At 72.8% G+C, this 16,277-nt stretch carries 12 protein-coding genes; 8 read left to right on the top strand and 4 right to left on the bottom strand.

The features are described 5' to 3' along the window. Positions 1-300: 300 nt before the first annotated feature. The 6 genes from GA0070623_RS05750 to GA0070623_RS05725 all read left to right on the top strand — a co-directional run bounded on the left by GA0070623_RS05750 (position 301) and on the right by GA0070623_RS05725 (position 10,220). The gene (locus tag GA0070623_RS05750) at positions 301-3,519 is read left to right on the top strand and encodes a ThuA domain-containing protein (RefSeq protein ID WP_067307713.1); all 3,219 of its coding nucleotides are present in this window, start codon (positions 301-303) and stop codon (positions 3,517-3,519) included. 304 nt (positions 3,520-3,823) lie between these two features. Beyond that, positions 3,824-5,047 (top strand): glycosyltransferase family 4 protein, encoded by a 1,224-nt coding sequence (locus GA0070623_RS05745; protein ID WP_157517532.1) that lies wholly within the window; start codon positions 3,824-3,826, stop codon positions 5,045-5,047. A gap of 65 nt (positions 5,048-5,112) precedes the next feature. Further along, the gene (locus GA0070623_RS05740) at positions 5,113-6,612 is read left to right on the top strand and encodes an O-antigen ligase family protein (RefSeq protein ID WP_067307717.1); all 1,500 of its coding nucleotides are present in this window, start codon (positions 5,113-5,115) and stop codon (positions 6,610-6,612) included. A gap of 11 nt (positions 6,613-6,623) precedes the next feature. Beyond that, complete coding sequence (locus GA0070623_RS05735) at positions 6,624-7,727, top strand: Wzz/FepE/Etk N-terminal domain-containing protein (protein ID WP_157746951.1); 1,104 nt, start codon at positions 6,624-6,626, stop codon at positions 7,725-7,727. Positions 7,728-7,734: 7 nt separating this feature from the next. Next, complete coding sequence (locus tag GA0070623_RS05730) at positions 7,735-9,378, top strand: flippase (RefSeq protein ID WP_067307722.1); 1,644 nt, start codon at positions 7,735-7,737, stop codon at positions 9,376-9,378. Beyond that, on the top strand, positions 9,375-10,220 hold the full coding sequence (locus GA0070623_RS05725; RefSeq protein ID WP_067307725.1) for a sulfotransferase family protein: 846 nt from the start codon (positions 9,375-9,377) through the stop codon (positions 10,218-10,220). The genes GA0070623_RS05730 and GA0070623_RS05725 overlap by 4 nt, the downstream gene beginning before the upstream one ends. A 95-nt stretch (positions 10,221-10,315) precedes the next feature. Here the strand turns inward: GA0070623_RS05725 and GA0070623_RS05720 are convergent, their stop codons facing one another. Then, positions 10,316-10,639: a hypothetical protein gene (locus GA0070623_RS05720; RefSeq protein WP_067307728.1), complete on the bottom strand. Its 324-nt coding sequence runs from the start codon at positions 10,637-10,639 to the stop codon at positions 10,316-10,318. A 244-nt stretch (positions 10,640-10,883) separates the two neighbouring features. Here GA0070623_RS05720 and GA0070623_RS05715 point away from each other — a divergent pair, with 244 nt between their 5' ends. Together GA0070623_RS05715 and GA0070623_RS05710 are read left to right on the top strand one after the other, a co-directional pair. Continuing rightward, complete coding sequence (locus tag GA0070623_RS05715; RefSeq protein WP_231932679.1) at positions 10,884-11,762, top strand: sigma-70 family RNA polymerase sigma factor; 879 nt, start codon at positions 10,884-10,886, stop codon at positions 11,760-11,762. Beyond that, entirely contained in the window at positions 11,762-12,577 is an 816-nt protein-coding gene (locus tag GA0070623_RS05710) for a protein phosphatase 2C domain-containing protein (protein ID WP_067307731.1), read from the top strand. Before GA0070623_RS05715 ends, GA0070623_RS05710 begins: the two co-directional genes overlap by 1 nt. A 205-nt stretch (positions 12,578-12,782) precedes the next feature. Here the strand turns inward: GA0070623_RS05710 and GA0070623_RS05705 are convergent, their stop codons facing one another. From GA0070623_RS05705 to GA0070623_RS05695, 3 genes are read right to left on the bottom strand one after another with little or no spacing between them, the layout of a single operon-like run. After that, positions 12,783-14,255 (bottom strand): hypothetical protein, encoded by a 1,473-nt coding sequence (locus GA0070623_RS05705; protein ID WP_067307735.1) that lies wholly within the window; start codon positions 14,253-14,255, stop codon positions 12,783-12,785. Continuing rightward, positions 14,252-15,148, bottom strand: coding sequence for a sulfotransferase family protein (locus tag GA0070623_RS05700; protein ID WP_067307737.1), 897 nt, complete (start codon positions 15,146-15,148; stop codon positions 14,252-14,254). Before GA0070623_RS05700 ends, GA0070623_RS05705 begins: the two co-directional genes overlap by 4 nt. Further along, on the bottom strand, positions 15,141-16,076 hold the full coding sequence (locus tag GA0070623_RS05695; protein ID WP_157517533.1) for a sulfotransferase family protein: 936 nt from the start codon (positions 16,074-16,076) through the stop codon (positions 15,141-15,143). The genes GA0070623_RS05700 and GA0070623_RS05695 overlap by 8 nt, the downstream gene beginning before the upstream one ends. Positions 16,077-16,277: the final 201 nt, after the last annotated feature.

The raw sequence follows: 16,277 nt of genomic DNA, 5'->3' as shown, positions 1-16,277 counted from the left end.
CCGCCCCGGCGGGAGCTGTCCGCTCCCGGCCCGGCCGCGCCGGCCCCGGGCGAGCCACCCCCGCCACACCGCACCACCTCTTCCGACCCGTACCCCGGGCCGCGTCGTCGCGCGCCCGCAGCACGGGCCGTACGGCCCCACGGTCGTACGGCAGCTCCCCGGTCGGCGAACCGCACCGGGGGCGGGACGGCGTCGTCCCGCCCCCTACCGGAGAGCGACGCGCAGCACCCGCAACACCCCGGGCGGCCCCGGCACCCGCCCGGCGTAGCCAGCACATCGTCCCCCCACCGGAGGAACCAGATGGCAAGATCGGTACACCGATGGCTCGCCGCGATCGCAGGGGTCGGGATCGTCATCCCGCTCGCCGCGACCGCCCCGGCGTTGGCCCAGCCGGCCCAGGACCAGACCAGCGTCCTGGTGTTCACCAAGACCGCCGGTGAGCGGCACGCCTCGATCGACAAGGGCGTCAACGCGATCCGCACCCTGGGTAAGGGCAACGGCTTCACCGTCGACGTCACCCAGAACTCCACCGCCTTCTCCGACCAGAACCTGGCCAGCTACGGCGCGGTCGTCTTCCTCAACACCACCGGCGACGTGCTCGACAGTGGCCAGGAGGCGGCGTTCGAGCGGTACATCCGCAACGGCGGCGGCTACCTCGGCGTGCACGCCGCGGTCGAGGCCGAGCCGTCGTGGACCTTCTACCGTGACATCGTCGGCACCACGGCGGCGGGTACGGCGTCGAGCGGCGCGGCGAGCATCGACGTGGCCGACCGGGCACACCCGGCGAGCAAGCCGCTGGCCCGGCAGTTCAACCTGAACGACCAGTGGTACAACTTCACCACCAACGTCCGCGGCACCGCGCACGTGCTGGCCACGGTGGACGAGAAGTCCTTCACCGGCGGCACCATGGGCTACGACCACCCGATCTCCTGGTGCAAGGACTTCCAGGGCGGCCGGTCGTTCTACACCGGACTCGGCGACTCCGCCGACACGTACGCCAACGGCACCTTCCGCAAGCACCTGCTCGGCGCGATCCAGTGGTCGGCCGGCCTGGTGCAGGGCGACTGCGGGGCGACGGTCAAGGCCAACTACGAGAAGGTCATCCTCAACGACGAGCCGGGCGAGCCGATGACCCTGTCGGTGCTGCCCGACGGCCGGGTGCTGCACAACACCCGGGCCGGGGAGATCCGCCTCTACGACCCGAAGACCGGCGCCAGCCCGGTCATCACCACCATCCCGGTGTACCAGCACGACGAGGACGGCCTCCAGTCGGTCACCGTCGGCCCGGACTTCGCCACCGACAAGTGGGTGTACGTCTACTACGCCCCGAAGCTCGACACCCCGATCACCGACGCGCCGGTGACCAGCACCGACCCGAGCGCGTGGGACGTCTACAAGGGGCACAACCAGCTCTCCCGGTTCAAGTGGGTCGAGGAGCCGACGCCGCACCTGGACCTGGCCAGCGAGCAGAAGATCATGAAGGTCGACACCGACCGGGGTGTCTGCTGCCACGTCGCCGGTGAGATCAAGTTCGACGGCAAGGGGCTGCTCTACCTGGTCACCGGCGACGACACCAACGCCGGCGGCTCGGACGGCTTCACCCCGATCAACGAGTCGCCGACCCAGGGGCCGGGCTACGACGCCCAGCGTTCCGCCGGCAACACCAACGACCTGCGGGGCAAGGTGCTGCGGATCAAGGTGAAGGCCGACGGGTCGTACAGCGTCCCGGCCGGCAACCTCTTCCCCGAGGCCGAGGACCGGGACGACAAGACCCGCCCGGAGATCTTCCTGATGGGTCTGCGTAACCCGTTCCGGTTCGACGTGGACTCCCGGGGCTTCGTCTACATCGGCGACTACTCGCCGGACTCGCAGGTGCCGAACGCGGCCCGCGGGCCGGAGGGCACCGGTCGGTGGATCGCCGCCAACAAGGCCGGCAACTACGGCTGGCCGTACTGCTACTCGCCGACCCTGCCGTACATCGACTACGACTTCGTGACCAAGCAGTCGAAGGGGGCGTTCAACTGCGCCGCGCCGGTGAACGACTCGCCGCGCAACACCGGCCGTCGGGTCCTCCCGCCGGTGCAGGACCCGCAGCTCAACTACACCTTCCGGGCCACCACCACCTGCGCCGAGGCGTACCTGAGCACCCCGCCCGGGACCTGTGAGTTCCAGTGGCCGGTGCTCGGCACCGGTGGCGTCGGCCCGATGGGCGGCCCGGTCTACAAGTACGACGCCGCGCTGGACTCGGACACCAAGTTCCCGGAGTACTACCACGACGCGGTGGTCTTCGGGGAGTTCACCCGGGACAAGATCTACATGATGCGGACCAACGGCAGCGGCAAGCTGGTCGGGGTGGAGCAGTTCCTGCCGGGCTTCGTCTTCGACAACCCGATGGACATGGAGTTCGGCCCGGACGGCAGCCTCTACCTGCTGGAGTACGGCGACGGCTTCTTCCGGGCCAACCCGGACGCCGCGCTGTCGGTGATCCGGTACGCCAAGGGCACCCGGGCACCGGTGGCGGAGCTGAAGGCCAGCCCCACCTCCGGCCAGGCGCCGCTGACCGTGCAGTTCTCCGCCGAGGGCTCCTACGACGCGGACCCGGGCGAGACCATCACCTACGCCTGGGACTTCGACGGCAACGGCAGCACCGACTCGACCGACCGGGACGCGTCGCACACGTACACCACCAACGGGGTCTTCACCGCCAAGCTGACGGTCACCGACACCAGCGGCAAGACGGCGGTGCTCACCCGCGAGATCACCGTGGGCAACACCGCGCCCACCGTGAAGGTCACCTCGCCGCTGTCGGGCACCTTCTTCAACTGGGGTGACACCGTGCCGTGGACGGTCACCGTGACCGACCCCGAGGACGGCCCGATCGACTGCAGCCGGGTCACGGTCTCGTTCGTGCTGGGCCACGACACCCACGGCCACGGCATGAGCGACGCCAACGGCTGCTCCGGCTCGTTCGAGACCCCGGCCGACGGCGCCGACCACGCCGGTGGCTACCTGTACGGCGCGATCAGCGCCACCTACACCGACAAGGGCGCCAACGGCCAGCCGGCGCTGTCCTCGCTCGACCAGATCGTCCTGCAGACCTTCCGGCAGCAGGCCGAGTTCGCCCAGGTCCAGCAGGGTGTCACCCTGGCCAACACCACCGACGCCGGGGGCGGCCAGCACGTGGCCGGCATCGACAGCGGTGACCACATCGCGCTCGACCCGATCAACCTGGGCGGGATCGACAAGATCACCTTCCGGTACGCGGGTGGCTCCACGGCCACCACCGGAACCCCGCGCGGCATCGTCGAGCTGCGGCTCGACTCGCCGACCGGCGAGCTGGTGACCAGCGCGACGCTCAACGCGACCGCCGGCACCAGCGCCTGGGCCAGCCAGACCTTCCCGGTCAGCCAGGCCGCCGGCACGCACGCGCTCTACCTGGTCTTCAAGCCCGTCACCGGCGGGCCGACGACCGGTCTGTTCAACCTCAACTGGGTGGAGTTCGGCGGCCCGACCTCCTGACGTCACCCTGCGGTCGCCGGGAGGACGGAGACTCCGTCCTCCCGGCGTCGTTCCGGCACCGGCCGACCACCGGCGGTCGGCCGGTCGCCACCGTCGGTGTCCGGCCAGGCCGGACACCGACGCCGGCCGGTCAGGTCTGACTGACCGGCCAGTGGCCGGTCAGTCGTCGATGATCTAGCGTCCCGTGCGCCGGGGGCTGCACCACCGCCCCGGTGGGTAGCGAAAACGAGGGGGGACAGTGCCGTTCCGTGACGATGCCGCCGACCGGGGAGAGCAACTCCGCCCGGACCGCTCGGGGCCGACCGTGACCTGTCCACCCGGGTGGCGTCCGCTGCGGGTGGCGATGATCGGCCAGAAGGGCGTGCCGGCCACCTACGGGGGGATCGAGCGGCACGTGGAGGAGATGGCCAGCCGACTGGCCGGGCTGGGCCACGAGGTCACCGTCTACTGCCGGGACAGCTACGGCGCGGTGGAGGCCCAGCAGCACCGGGGCATCCGGTTGCGGCGGGCCCGCACCGTGCCCAGCAAGCACCTCGACGCCATCGTGCACTCGGCCACCTCCACCGTGGCGGCGCTGACCGAGCGCCCCGACATCGTGCACTACCACGGGCTCGGCCCGGTGCTGACCGCGCCGCTGGCCCGCTACGCCTCCCGGGCCCGGGTGGTGCTCACCGTGCACGGGCTGGACAACCAGCGCGACAAGTGGGGCCGGGCGGCGCGGGCCGTGCTCGGCACCGCGTACCGGCTCAGCGGTCACCTGCCGGACGCCCGGGTGACCGTGTCGCAGGGCCTGGCGGCGCACTACACCAGCCGGTTCGGCCGCCCGGCCCGCTACATCCCCAACGGGGTGGCCACCCCCACCCACCGGCCGCCCCGGGAACTGTCCCGGTTCGGCCTGCACCCCGGCGGATACCTGCTGCTGGTCGGCCGGCTGGTCCCGGAGAAGGCCGCCGACCTGCTCGTCCGGGCGTTCCGCCGGCTGCCGACCGACCTTCGGCTGGCCATCGTCGGCGGCTCCGCCTTCACCGACGGGTACGTCGCCCGGCTCCGCGAGGCCGCCGGCGACGACCCGCGCATCGTGTTCACCGACTTCGTCTACGGCGACCTGCTGGCCGAGCTGTACTCGCACGCGGCGGCCTTCGTGCAGCCGTCCCGGCTGGAAGGGCTGCCGCTGACCCTGCTGGAGGCCGCCTCGTACGGCCTGCCGGTGGTCGCCAGCGACATCGAACCGCACCGGGAGGTGCTGGACCACGACGGCCCGGGACAGCGGCTGTTCCGCGACGGCGACGTCGACGACCTGCTCCGGGCGCTGACCACGGTGACCGCCGACGTGCCGGCCGAGCGGGCCGGGGCCGCGCTGCTGCGCGACCGGGTGCTCGCCGGGTACAGCTGGGACGCGGCCGCCCGCGAGTTGGAGCGGCTCTACTTCTCGCTGGCCCTGCGGGTGCCCCGCCCGGTTCGGGACGTAAAGTCGCCCACGGTCGGCGTAACGGCCCATGCCCCGGCCCGGCGGCGACCGTTAGATTAGGCCGTTCTCCCGGCCGTCGGCGGCGACCGGCAACACCTCCTGTGGAAACGAGTGGTCGGCGAGCGGTGGACGGACAGCGACACGGCACGGAGGGCGACCGCGCCCTGCCCCCGGCGGAACCCGTCCGGTGGTCCGCCGGTGACCGGGCCACCCGCCTGCTGACCGGCGGCGCGGCGCTGCTCTGCGCCGTGGTGGCGGTCGGTGTCGGGCTGGCCGCGACCGGTGGCGGCCGGATCGGCGTGGTGCTGCCCCTGGTGGTCCTTGCCGGGCTGGCCGTCGGGGCGCTCGCGCTGACCCGCTTCGCGGCGTACGTGCTGCTGATGCTGGCGGTCCGGTCCTGCGTCGACCTGTTCAAGCTCAGCGGCCCGACCGCCGGCCGGGCCGACGGCGCGGCGGCCACCCGGGCGATGGACCCGTCGACGATCCTGGCGGTGCTGTTCCTGCTCGCCGCCGGCCTCTGGCTCGCCGCCCAGCTGCGGCAGCGGGGCCGGCTGCGCGGCTCCCCGCTCGGCGTGGCGATGCTGCTGGTCGGGGCGACCTCGCTGGTCAGCGCGGCGGGCGCGGCCCAGCCGGTGCCCAGCGCCCTGGAGGCGCTGCGGATCGGCACCGTGGTGGTGATGTTCGTGGTGCTGGAACAGCTGATGCCGGACCTGCCGGCGGTCCGCCGGGTGCTGCTCGCCGCGTACGTCTCGCTGGTGCTGGCGGTCGGCTACACCGCCGTGCTGTCCCTGCTCGGCCACCCCCCGGCCGAGGTGAAGGGGGACTTCACCCGGATCAGTGGACCGTTCAGCCAGTCCACCACGTTCGGCCGCTACCTGATGTTCATGGTGATCTTCGGGTTCGGGGTCTACCGCTACCTGGACCGCCGGCTCCGGGTCGGCCTCGGCGCGCTGCTCGCCGCGTCCCTGCTGTTCCTGATGCTCACCAACACCCGCAGCGCCATCCTCGGCGCGGGGCTGGGCCTGCTGGTGGTCGCGGTGCTGCACCGCAGCCGGCGGATGCTGGTGGCGCTCTGCCTGGTCACCGTTGCCGGGCTGGCCCTGCTGCCCAGCGTGGCGCACCGCTTCGGGCAGCTCGCCGACAGCAGCGCCGTGGGCGGCGGTCCGACCGGCAACACCCTCGCCTGGCGGGTCGACTACTGGTCGGAGATCGTGTCGCTGGCCAACCGCAACCCGGTCACCGGGATCGGCCCCAACATGACCAAGTTCGAGGCCGACGAGGCGAAGAAGCCGCACAACGACTTCCTGCGCGCGTACGTCGAGACCGGGCTGGCCGGGCTGCTGGCGTACCTGGCGATGATGGCGCTGTGCCTGCACACCGGCCTGAACGCGCTGCGCCGGGCACCCCCGGGCACCCTCGGCCGGGGCATCGCGGTCGGCTTCCTGGGCTGCGCGGTCGCCTTCGTCGCGGTCAGCGCGGCGTCCAACGTGATCTCGAACGTGGTCACCCTGTGGTACTTCGCGGCGTTCGCCGCGGCAGCCGGCGCGGTCGCCCGGGGGCTACCGGCCGAGCCGTCCCGGGCGGCGACGCCCCGACCGGTGAGGACCGGGTGGCACAACCGATGAACGATCGAGCAGTGGGGAGCGGCAGGGTGGAGATCGTCGACTATCTGCGGGTCGCGCGGCGTCGACTCTGGCTGCTGGTGGGCATTCCGCTGGTGGCCGGGGCGGTAGCGGCGCTGGTCGTCCTGCTCGGCCCGCAGCGGTACGCCGCCACCTCGTACGTCGCCGCACCCGCCCTGGTCGGCGGCAGCGCGGCCCAGCAGTACACCGGCACCCAGGCGGCCAACCAGTTCGCGGCGGCCTTCGCCGCGGCGGTCACCTCCCCGCAGGTGGTCGACCAGGTGGCCACCGACACCGGGGTGCCGGCCGACACGCTGCGCGACGGGCTCGCGGTCAAGCAGGTCGGCGCGAGCAGTCAGCTCACCCTGACCTACACCGCCGACGACCGGTCCACCGTCGCCCCGGTGCTCGCCGCCACCGGCAAGCGTGCCCTGGCGTTCCTGTTCACCAGCCAGGTCAACATCGCCACCGACGAGGTCAAGGCGGCCACCGACGAGCTGACCACCGCCACCCGGGCGATCAACGACTGGGAGAAGACCAACAAGGTCAGCCAGCCGGACAAGCTCTACCAGTCGACCCTCCAGGAGATCGCCAGCCTGCGGCAGCAGCGGTTGCAGATGCAGGCCGTCGGCAACAGCCGGGGCGCCGACGCCGCCGCCGACTCGATCAGCGCCGGGCAGAAGCGGCTCGACGAACTCGGCCCGAAGCTGCCCGACTACCAGGCGCTGATCGCCCAGCGGGACAGCGCCACCAGCGCGCTGGCCTCGGCCCGGCAGGGTCTGCAGCAGGCCCGCGCGCAGTCCCAGGCGGCCGACCCCGACCAGGTCACCAGCGTCGGCGAGGCGCAGCCGGTGTCCCGGACGAAGGCGCTGGTCGCGCTGGTGCTCCCGGTGTCCGGTGCCGGCCTGCTGCTGGCCGTGCTGCTGGTGGCGGTGCTGGAGTGGCTGACCCGCAGCCGCCGGGCCGGACAGCCGGCGGCGGTCGGCCGGGCCACCCCGGCGCCGGGCGGTGGCCGGCGCGGCAGCGACGACACGGTGGTCCGGCGCGGCAGCGACGACACGGTGGTGTTGCCGGCGGTCCGCACGACCACGCCCGAGCAGCACTCCCGGCACCGGTAGGCCCGGGGTGCCCGCAGCGTCCGCCCGGGGCGACCGGCCCGCCGGGGACACGGCGCGGGGTGACCAGCACGTCCGGGGGATGGCCCGGGGCGGCGGTCTCAACCTGGTCGGCGCCCTGCTCAGCCAGGCGGCGGTCTTCCTGATCATGCTGCTGCTGGCCCGGGTGCTGGGCATCCGGGAGGTCGGCCGGTACGCCCAGTGCTACGCGGTGCTGTCGCTGGCCGGGTTGCTGTCGCTGTCCGGGTTCCGGGCCGGGCTGACCCGGTTCGTGGCGGTGCACCTGGCCGACGACGACGCCCCGGCGCTGCGCGGCACCGTCCGGTTGGGGCTGGTCGTGTCGGCCGGCTCGTCGGTCGTCCTCGCCGGGGCGCTGGCCTGGGGCGCACCCTGGCTCGCCGACCGGCTGCACGACCCGGGGCTGGTCACCGGGCTGCGACTGGTCGCGCTGACCCTGCCCGCGTCGACGGTCTGCGAGGCTGCCCTGGCGGCGACCCGGGGCTGGCGTACCCAGCGGCCGTTCACCTTCATCGGCCAGCTCTACGAGCCGGGCACCCGGCTGCTGCTCACCGTGCTCGCCCTGGCCACCGGCGCCGGGCTGACCGGCGCGTTCTGGGCGCTGGTGGCGGCCGGCTGGTCGGCCGCCGTGCTCGCCCTGGTGGCGTTGGCCCGGCTGGTGCGCCGGGTGCCGCCGGCCCGCCCGGTGCACCGGCCCGGGGACCTGTTCCGCTTCTCCACGGTCAGCTGGGTGTCGTCGCTGTCGTCGACCGGGCTGATCTGGGTCGACACCCTGCTGCTCGGGTTCTTCGCCAACCCGGAGATCGGCGTCTACAACGTGGCCACCCGGCTGGTCACCGTGGCCATCTTCGTCCTCGCGCCGGTCAACGCGGCGTTCGGCCCGTACCTGGCGCACCTGTACCACCGGGGGGACCTCGACGACGTGCGCCGGGTCTACGCGGTGGCCACCGGCTGGGTGGTCCGGCTGTCGCTGCCGGCGTTCGTGGTGCTGCTGGTCCTCCCCGGCGACCTGCTGCGCGTCTTCGGCGGCGAGGTCGCCACCGGCGCGGCGGTGACCGTGATCCTGGCCCTCGGTCAGCTCGTCAACGCGGCGACCGGCCCGTGCGGCACGGTGCTGAACATGTCCGGCCGGGTGGCCCTCAACATGGCCGACAACCTGGTCGCCCTGGTGCTCAACGTGCTGCTCAACCTGTGGCTCATCCCCGCGTACGGGATCGTCGGCGCGGCGGCGGCGTGGAGCGCCTCGCTGATCGTAGTCAACATCGCCCGGGTCGTGCAGGTCCGTCACCTGACCGGCGCGTTGCCGTTCACCGTCGGGATGGCCAAGGGGCTGGCCGCCGGGGTGGCCGCGCTGGCCGCCGGGCTGCTGGTCAGCGGGCTGGTGCCGGGCTGGCCGTGGCGGCCGGTCGCCGGGCTGACCGCGATCGTCGCGGTCTACCTGGGCACGGTTCTCGCGCTCGGGCTCAGCCGGGAGGACGTGATGGTGCTGCGCACCCTGGCCCGCCGTCGCCGTCGCGGCGACCCGTCGGAAGCCCCCGGGGACGCCCCGGCCGTCGTCCCGTCCGACGACGGGCCGCCCCCCTCCGGGGTGGGTGGGGGTGGCCGGGACACCTCCGGGCGGGTGGTGTCCCGGTGAGCGCCGGGCCGCGCCGGGCCGCCGTGGACCGGCTGCGTCGGGCGGTACGCGGCACCCGCGCCTGGTCACGGGCGGCGCTGCCGGGCCGGGGCGGCGCGCTGCCCGACTTCCTGATCATCGGCGGGCAGCGGTGCGGCACCACCTCGCTGCACCACTACCTCGCCGCGCACCCCGACGTGCGGGTCGCCACCGGCAAGGAACTCCAGTTCTTCAGCCTGCACTTCGGCCGGGGAACCCGCTGGTACCGGGCGCACTTCCCGCCGGCCGCCCCGGGTCGGCGCAGCTTCGAGGCCAGCCCCTACTACCTGTTCCACCCCAGCGTCCCGGCCCGGGTGGCGGCGACGCTGCCCGAGGCCCGGTTCGTCGCCCTGCTGCGCGATCCGGTGGAGCGGGCCTACTCGCACTACCTGCACACCCGCTCGTACGGGATGGAGCCGCTGGACTTCGCCGCGGCGCTGGCCGCCGAGCCGGGGCGGCTGGCCGCGGCGCTGGTCGACGGGCCGGACACCCCGGCGGCGCACCACGCGCTGCGCAACTTCTCCTACGCCGCCCGGGGCCGCTACGCCGAACAGCTCGACCGCTGGTACGCCCACCTGCCCGCCGAACGGCTGCACGTGATCCGCAGCGAGGACCTGTACGCCGACCCGGCGGCCAGCTACGCGGGCGTGCTGCGGTTCCTCGGGCTGGCCCCGTTCACCCCGCCGGAGTTCGCCCGGCACACCCGGCGGGCGGACACCGGCCCGTCCCAGCTCACCCCGGCGCTGCGGGCCGAACTGGCCGCCGGGTTCGCCCCGCACAACGCCCGCCTCGCCGACCTGCTCGGCTGGCCCCACACCTGGTGAGCGAGCGGGCCACGCCCCGCCGACAGTCCGCAGCGGCGTGCCGGGGGTGGCCCGCTTTGCAGGATCAGGATCGAGTCGACGTCCGGTTACCCGGGTCAGCCGGTGACGGTTCGCTGGCTGGAGGGCCGGTGGGCAAGGTCGATGGCTGTCTGCTCCTGTCGCCAGGTGCCCCAGATCCGGTGGTGGGCGGCCACCTCGGCGCGTACGTCGGCTGAGGCGTCATCGCGCGCCTTGGTGCAGTAGGCGACGTTGACCAGTCGGGACTCGTCGCCGATCCGGCGGGCTTCTGCCAAGCCGAGCAGGGCGATCCCGGTGACAGCGAGTGCTCTGATCTGATCGGTGGACAGGGCCGCAGCACTGGCAGGTGGGCCGGCGGTGTGGATGGCGACGGCCAGTTCGCCGTGGGACAGCGCAGCCACCAGGGCTGCCTCATCGATGGCTGAGACGGACGGATCAGAGGGAACGGTAGGCTGGACAGGCATCGTCGTCCTTTCGCAGAGGGTCGATGCAGCTGGCCTCGGCGGGCCGCAATCCCGTCGAGGCCTTCTTCTTTTACTCCCGCAACCGTCAGGCAGGGGAGGAACAGGAGTTCGAGGTGCCACCACGGTATGCAAGGGCGCTTGCGTCGGTCAAGGCCCCTAGCGATGGGTTAGGCTTCGTGTCGTGTCGCCCGAACGAAGCGGCGAGCGGGAGAGGCCTGTGAAGATCAGCCATTCCGGAGTAGTGCAGATCCGTGACCCGGGGGCGAGGGCACGCAAAGCCGGCGAGCTTATCGACGAGCACCAGGCGGCGGTCAACGAGTTGTCCAGGTTGCGCCGCGCGGCGCTGGACGAGATGGTGTCACAGGGCATGACCCATACCCAGATCGCCGAAGTCGTCGGTATGACCCGCGCTCGGGTGGGCCAACTCCTGTCCTCGGGACCGCGCCCGGAGCGGACGATGCTCGGCACCGGAGAGTTGACCATTGCCGTAGGCGGCAAGTTCGAGGCTGGCAAGAAGGATCCGTACGCTGTGGTCTCAGCCGAGATGCTCGCCGCGTACGAGAAGCTGTCCGCTCTTGCCCGGGGTCTTGGTCTGACGTCCGAGTACGAGGTGGTCCCTCCGCCTGGCATGGTCGACCTCAACCGGGCCAACCTCATCGTGATAGGCAGCCCTCGGATACTGCCGTTCGTCGGTCAGGTGGTCGCCGCCGACACCATGTTCGGATTCTGCGCGGACGACGACGGTCATTACCTGGTGAATCACCGGACCGGTGAGGCGTTTCGCTCGCCGTCCGACTCCGGTGAACCAGTCGATTACGGCTACCTCGGTCGACTTCCCCGGCCTGACGGGCGCGGCACGTTCCTGTATCTCGCCGGCATTCACGCGATGGGCACTCTCGGTGTCGCCCACTACCTGCACGACCACCTCGACGAGTTGTACCGAGAGGTGAAGAACCGGCGCTTCTCCCTCCTGGTTGCCTGCACCTACGAACCGCGAAAGCGGACGATCGAGAAGGTCGAGGCCCTGACGCCGATCCACCGGGTGGAAGGGGCACCGTGATGCGCGTCTGCGCCGCCTCGGAGGCAGGCGATCCGACGGTGCCCAACGAGGACTGGGCTCTCGCCGGAGAGAATCTGATCGTCGTGCTCGACGGGGCGACCGCCCGGACCGGCACCGGCTGCGAGCACGGCGTCACTTGGTACGCCGCGAAACTCGGCTCGGCGCTCGCCGGCCTCGCGGTGGATCGGGACACCCACCTGGTCGACGCCCTGGCCCAGGGCATCCGCGCCGTCGCCGACCAGCACCGGCATCCGTGCGACCTCGACCACCCGGGCACACCATCCGCCGCGACCGCGGTGCTGCGGCCCCGCGACGGCTCACTGGAGTTCCTGGTGCTCGGTGACGTGACCGTCGTCATCGACACCGCCGACGGGATCCGGGTCGTCACGGACGACCGGGTGGACAGGACCGCGCGTGCCGAACGGGAGGAGGCGGACCGGCACCCGTTCGGCTCGGCGGCGAAGCGGGCCGCGCTGCTGCGGATGAAGCATGCTGAACTGGCTGCCCGAAACCGACCTGGGGGCTACTGGGTGGCTGCCGCCGACCCGGACGCCGCCAGCCATGCGATCACCGGCGAGGTGCCGCTCGACAGCGTACGACGGTTGGCGGTGTTGACCGACGGCGCTGCCCGGCTGGTGGCGCTGTTCGGCCTGTTGGACTGGGCCGACGTCCTCGACATCCTTGACAAGGAGGGCCCGGTGGCACTGATCCACCGGGTGCGCGTCGTCGAGGCCGCGGATCCGGCATGTCTGCGTTGGACGCGCAACAAGAGCAGCGACGACGCCACCGCCGTCTACGCTGCCCGAACCGGGTGACCAGCTCGGCTGGCCCCACACCTGGTGGCTGGCCGCCCTGCCACTGCCCGGAATCATGATCGGATTGCGATTCTGGAGACGACACGCCGAGGATAGTGCGCAGAATTGCAATCCGATCATGCTGCCCCCACCGTCACCACCCACGGCCCGCCGCCGGCCCGCCGGCCGCCGTCCCGCTGCCGGATCGGGGTGGCGGGCGGGCCGGTCAGCGGATCGGGGCGAGGACGGTGGCCGGGTCGCCCTTCGCCCGCAGCAGCACGGGGCTCGGCCCGATCGGCAGCGCACCGGTGCGGGCGGTCGGGTCGGCACCGACCGGGCCGCCGGTCAGGCCGGGCGCGGCCGGCAGCGACACGGTGCCGGTGGAGGTCGACCAGACCACCAGCGTGCTCTCCGCGCCCCGCCGGAACGCCACCCCGGTCAGGCCCTTGCCGTTCACCGGCTCGACGGTCGCGTCCCGGGCCGCCGCCGCCAGGGCGGCCATCATCGCGCCGGCCTGCCGCTGGGTGCCGTCCGGGTCGAGCAGCCCGTAGCGGACCTCCGCGCCGGCCCGGTTGTTCGGGTTGTACGCCAGCGGCAGCCAGAGCACCTCGTGGATACCCCCGGCGACCAGCATGCTGACCACCTTGACCATCTCGTCGCCCCGGGCCGCGGCATCGTCGTCGCCGTCCTTCCAGAACTGGCCGACCTCCCACGCCTGCACCGGCACCCCGGCCGGGGTCTCCGACCGCAGGTAGTCCAGTAGCGCCGGCACCCCGGAGAAGTGCTCGTAGAAGTGCAGCTGCCGGACGTCGACCACCCGGTCGTCGAGCATCTTCTCGGTGACCGCGAGGTAGGCCAGGTTGCGGGAGTTCTGCGCGTTGTCCAACGCGGCACGCAACGCGGTCGGGTCGTTCACCGCCGGGATCAGCCGACCCCGGGTGCCGATCCGCCGCTGGAAGTACGCCTGGTAGGCGGCGACGGCCTGGTCCGGCTGGCCGGCCCGCAGCAGCCGGTCGGCGACCCCCATCCCGTACGCCACGCTGCTCATGCCCGAGTCGACCACCTTGGCCTTCGGGTCGGCCGACCGGATCGCCTCGGCGGCGGCGGTGACCAGCCGGCGGTAGTCCTCCGGGCTGCCCGCCCAGTACTGCTGCGCGTTGACCTCGTTCTCGACGGCGTACTCGCCGACGCCGTACGGCGCGTACCGCTGCACCAGCGTGCGGACGAAGTTCTGGTAGGCGGCCAGGTCCGTCGGCATCGCCGACTCGGTCTTGTTGGCCTGGCCCCGGGTGAACTTCGCCGTCCCGCCGGTCGCCCAGCACACCCCGGTACGGATCTTCAGGTGCAGGGTGATGCCGAGCTTGCGGCTGCGCTCGGCGATCTGGTCCACCGCCGAGAAGTCCGGGCTGCCCTGGGTCTTCTCGATGTCGCACCAGCTCAGCTCGTGGTACGTCGTCGAGCCGGTGAGCTTCTCCAGGTAGGGCACGAACTGGTCGTGCCGGGAGAAGTCCCAGTGCGCGCCGAACGGGTTGCGCACCGGCGCACCGGCCGGCAGCGGCGTGCCGGTGGCGCCGGCCGACGGCGCGGTCGCCGAGGGGGCCGGCCCGGGGTCGGGGTCGTCCGAGCAGGCGGCCCCGGCGACCAGGGCGAACAGCAGCGCCCCGGCGATCAGCACCCGCCGCCCGGCCCGGGGCTTCACCGGTAGCCCAGTTCGCGCAGGGTGGCACCGGAGAAGACCCGGACCAGCACCCGCAGGAAGGGGTCCAGCTCCCGACGGTAGGTGCCGACCCGGGAACCGTAGATCGGCGCGTCGGTGCCGGCGGCGGCCCGCCGTCGGTCCGCCTCGGCGGTGTACTTGCCCGCCACGTCGTGCTGCTTGCCGTCGTAGTCGAGCACGCCAGCCTCCCAGGGTTCGCCGAGGAACTCGAACAGGCCGCGCATGGCCTTCTCGGGATCGGTGACCGTCTCCTCGTACCGCAGTTCGTGGTAGCGCCCGGCCGGCAGCCGGGCCCCGGCGGCGCGGGCGACGCGGATGTAGCGCGGCCACTTCACCACGCACTTGACGGCCGACCAGTAGCCGAACCGCTTACGGTGCGACACCACCACGTCCCGGCCGTCCCGGATGACGTGCACGAACTGCGCGTCGGGGAAGACCTCGGCCAGGAAGTCGATGGAGAGCGCGTACAGCGGCGTCTTGTCGGCCCACCGGGTCTTGCCCCGGGAGCGGGCGTAGTCGGCCTGGATGCCGCCGAAGAAGTCGGCGATACGGCCCAGCCAGTACTCCCGGGGGAACCCGAAGCGGGCCAGCCGCTCCCAGTCCCGCCCGACGATGCGTCGCATGTCGGTCAGGAACCGGGTCTCCGGGCCGCAGCTCACCCGGGAGTGCGAGTCGAGCACCAGCCGCAGCATGGTGGTGCCGGACCGCTGGCACCCGACCAGGAAGATCGGCCCCTGCGGGCGATCCCCCCGGCTGTCGGCGGCCGGCATGTCGGCGGATGCGGTGCCGGTGGGTGTGCTGTCGGCGGGTGCGGTGCCGGCGAGCGGCATGTCGGCGGGTGCGGTGTGCGGGACCGCGCCGGCGGGGTCAGCCATGCTCCACCGCCTCGTGCCGTCCGGCGAGCGCGTCCAACCGGCCGGTCAGCTCGGTGCAGAGCGCCCGTACCCGGGGGTCGAGCTCCAGCCGGGGCCGTGGCGGGGTACGCACGCCGACGTGCGCGTGCAGCACCGGGTCGTACGGCAGGTCGAGGAACGCGCACAGCCGCCGGGTGTACCCGGCCGGGTCGGCGACCAGCGCGTCGTATGCGCAGAGCAGGGTGTCCGGGCGGTCGGCCAGCCCGAGCGAGAAGAACAGCGAGTTGCGGACGTACCAGAACAGGGCGGCGGCGGTGTGCGGGGTCATCCGGTCGTAGTCGAAGCCGGCGACCAGGTCCCGCGTCGGCGCGTCCAGGCGTTGCCCCTGCCACCGGTCACCGATGGTGCCGTCGTCGATGGCCCGCAGCGCCCGCAGGTTGGCGTCGCCGAACTTCGCCACCTCGGAGCGCGCCCGGTCGTCGACGTCCCGGTACGCCCACAGCGCCCGCCCCGGCGCGACCCCGGCCAGGCCGAGCAGCTCGTCCACCCGGTGCGTGTCGCACAGCGGCTTGACCAGCACGAACCGTTGCCGGCTACGGCGGATGACGGCGGTGAGCACCGGGTCGGGGCGCAACCGGAAACGGTGGAACACGGCCCGGTCGTTCTCGTTGCGCACCTCCACCGAGGGGTCCGCGTCCAGCCCCCGGGTGAGCATGTTGGTGCCGGAGCGTTGCAGGCCCACCAGGTAGACCGGGACGGCCCGGCCGGGCGGCCCGGGATGCGTCCGTCGCCACCGCCACTTGGCCAGCGCGGTGCGGGTCCGTTCGACCGGATCGAGCCGGTCCTCCTCGACCAGTCGCCGGACCCCCTCGGTACGCGCCCAGCGCAGGTGCCGGCGGACCCGTCGGGCGGTGTACGCCAGCGCCGAGGGTTCGTCGGGGTGGGGCACCGGGTCCTCCTCGGGCACGTCGGGCGGGGTGGGGCACACGGTACCGGCAGATCATCGCGGCTGGCCACGTGGCCGTGTGGTCAGCCGGCGATGGGCCGTGTGGCTACTTGGGGATCATGAACTGGACTCACGACGCCGGTGTTGCATACGGTGGGGCCCCTGGTCACCGCTGCTGTCCGGGGCGACCGTCCCACCCCCGAC

This window comes from Micromonospora rifamycinica, assembly GCF_900090265.1.
GTDB classification, from domain to species: Bacteria; Actinomycetota; Actinomycetes; order Mycobacteriales; family Micromonosporaceae; genus Micromonospora; species Micromonospora rifamycinica.
Note: the sequence above shows the minus strand (reverse complement) of the source record. Positions and strands in the feature narration are given on the sequence as shown.

Bases quoted from the DNA above. Each gene is read 5' to 3' on its own strand.
- GA0070623_RS05700 (WP_067307737.1), bottom strand. From the start codon at position 15,148: ATGGCTGACCCCGCCGGCGCGGTCCCGCACACCGCACCCGCCGACATG.
- GA0070623_RS05710 (WP_067307731.1), top strand. From the start codon at position 11,762: ATGCGCGTCTGCGCCGCCTCGGAGGCAGGCGATCCGACGGTGCCCAAC.
- GA0070623_RS05750 (WP_067307713.1), top strand. From the start codon at position 301: ATGGCAAGATCGGTACACCGATGGCTCGCCGCGATCGCAGGGGTCGGG.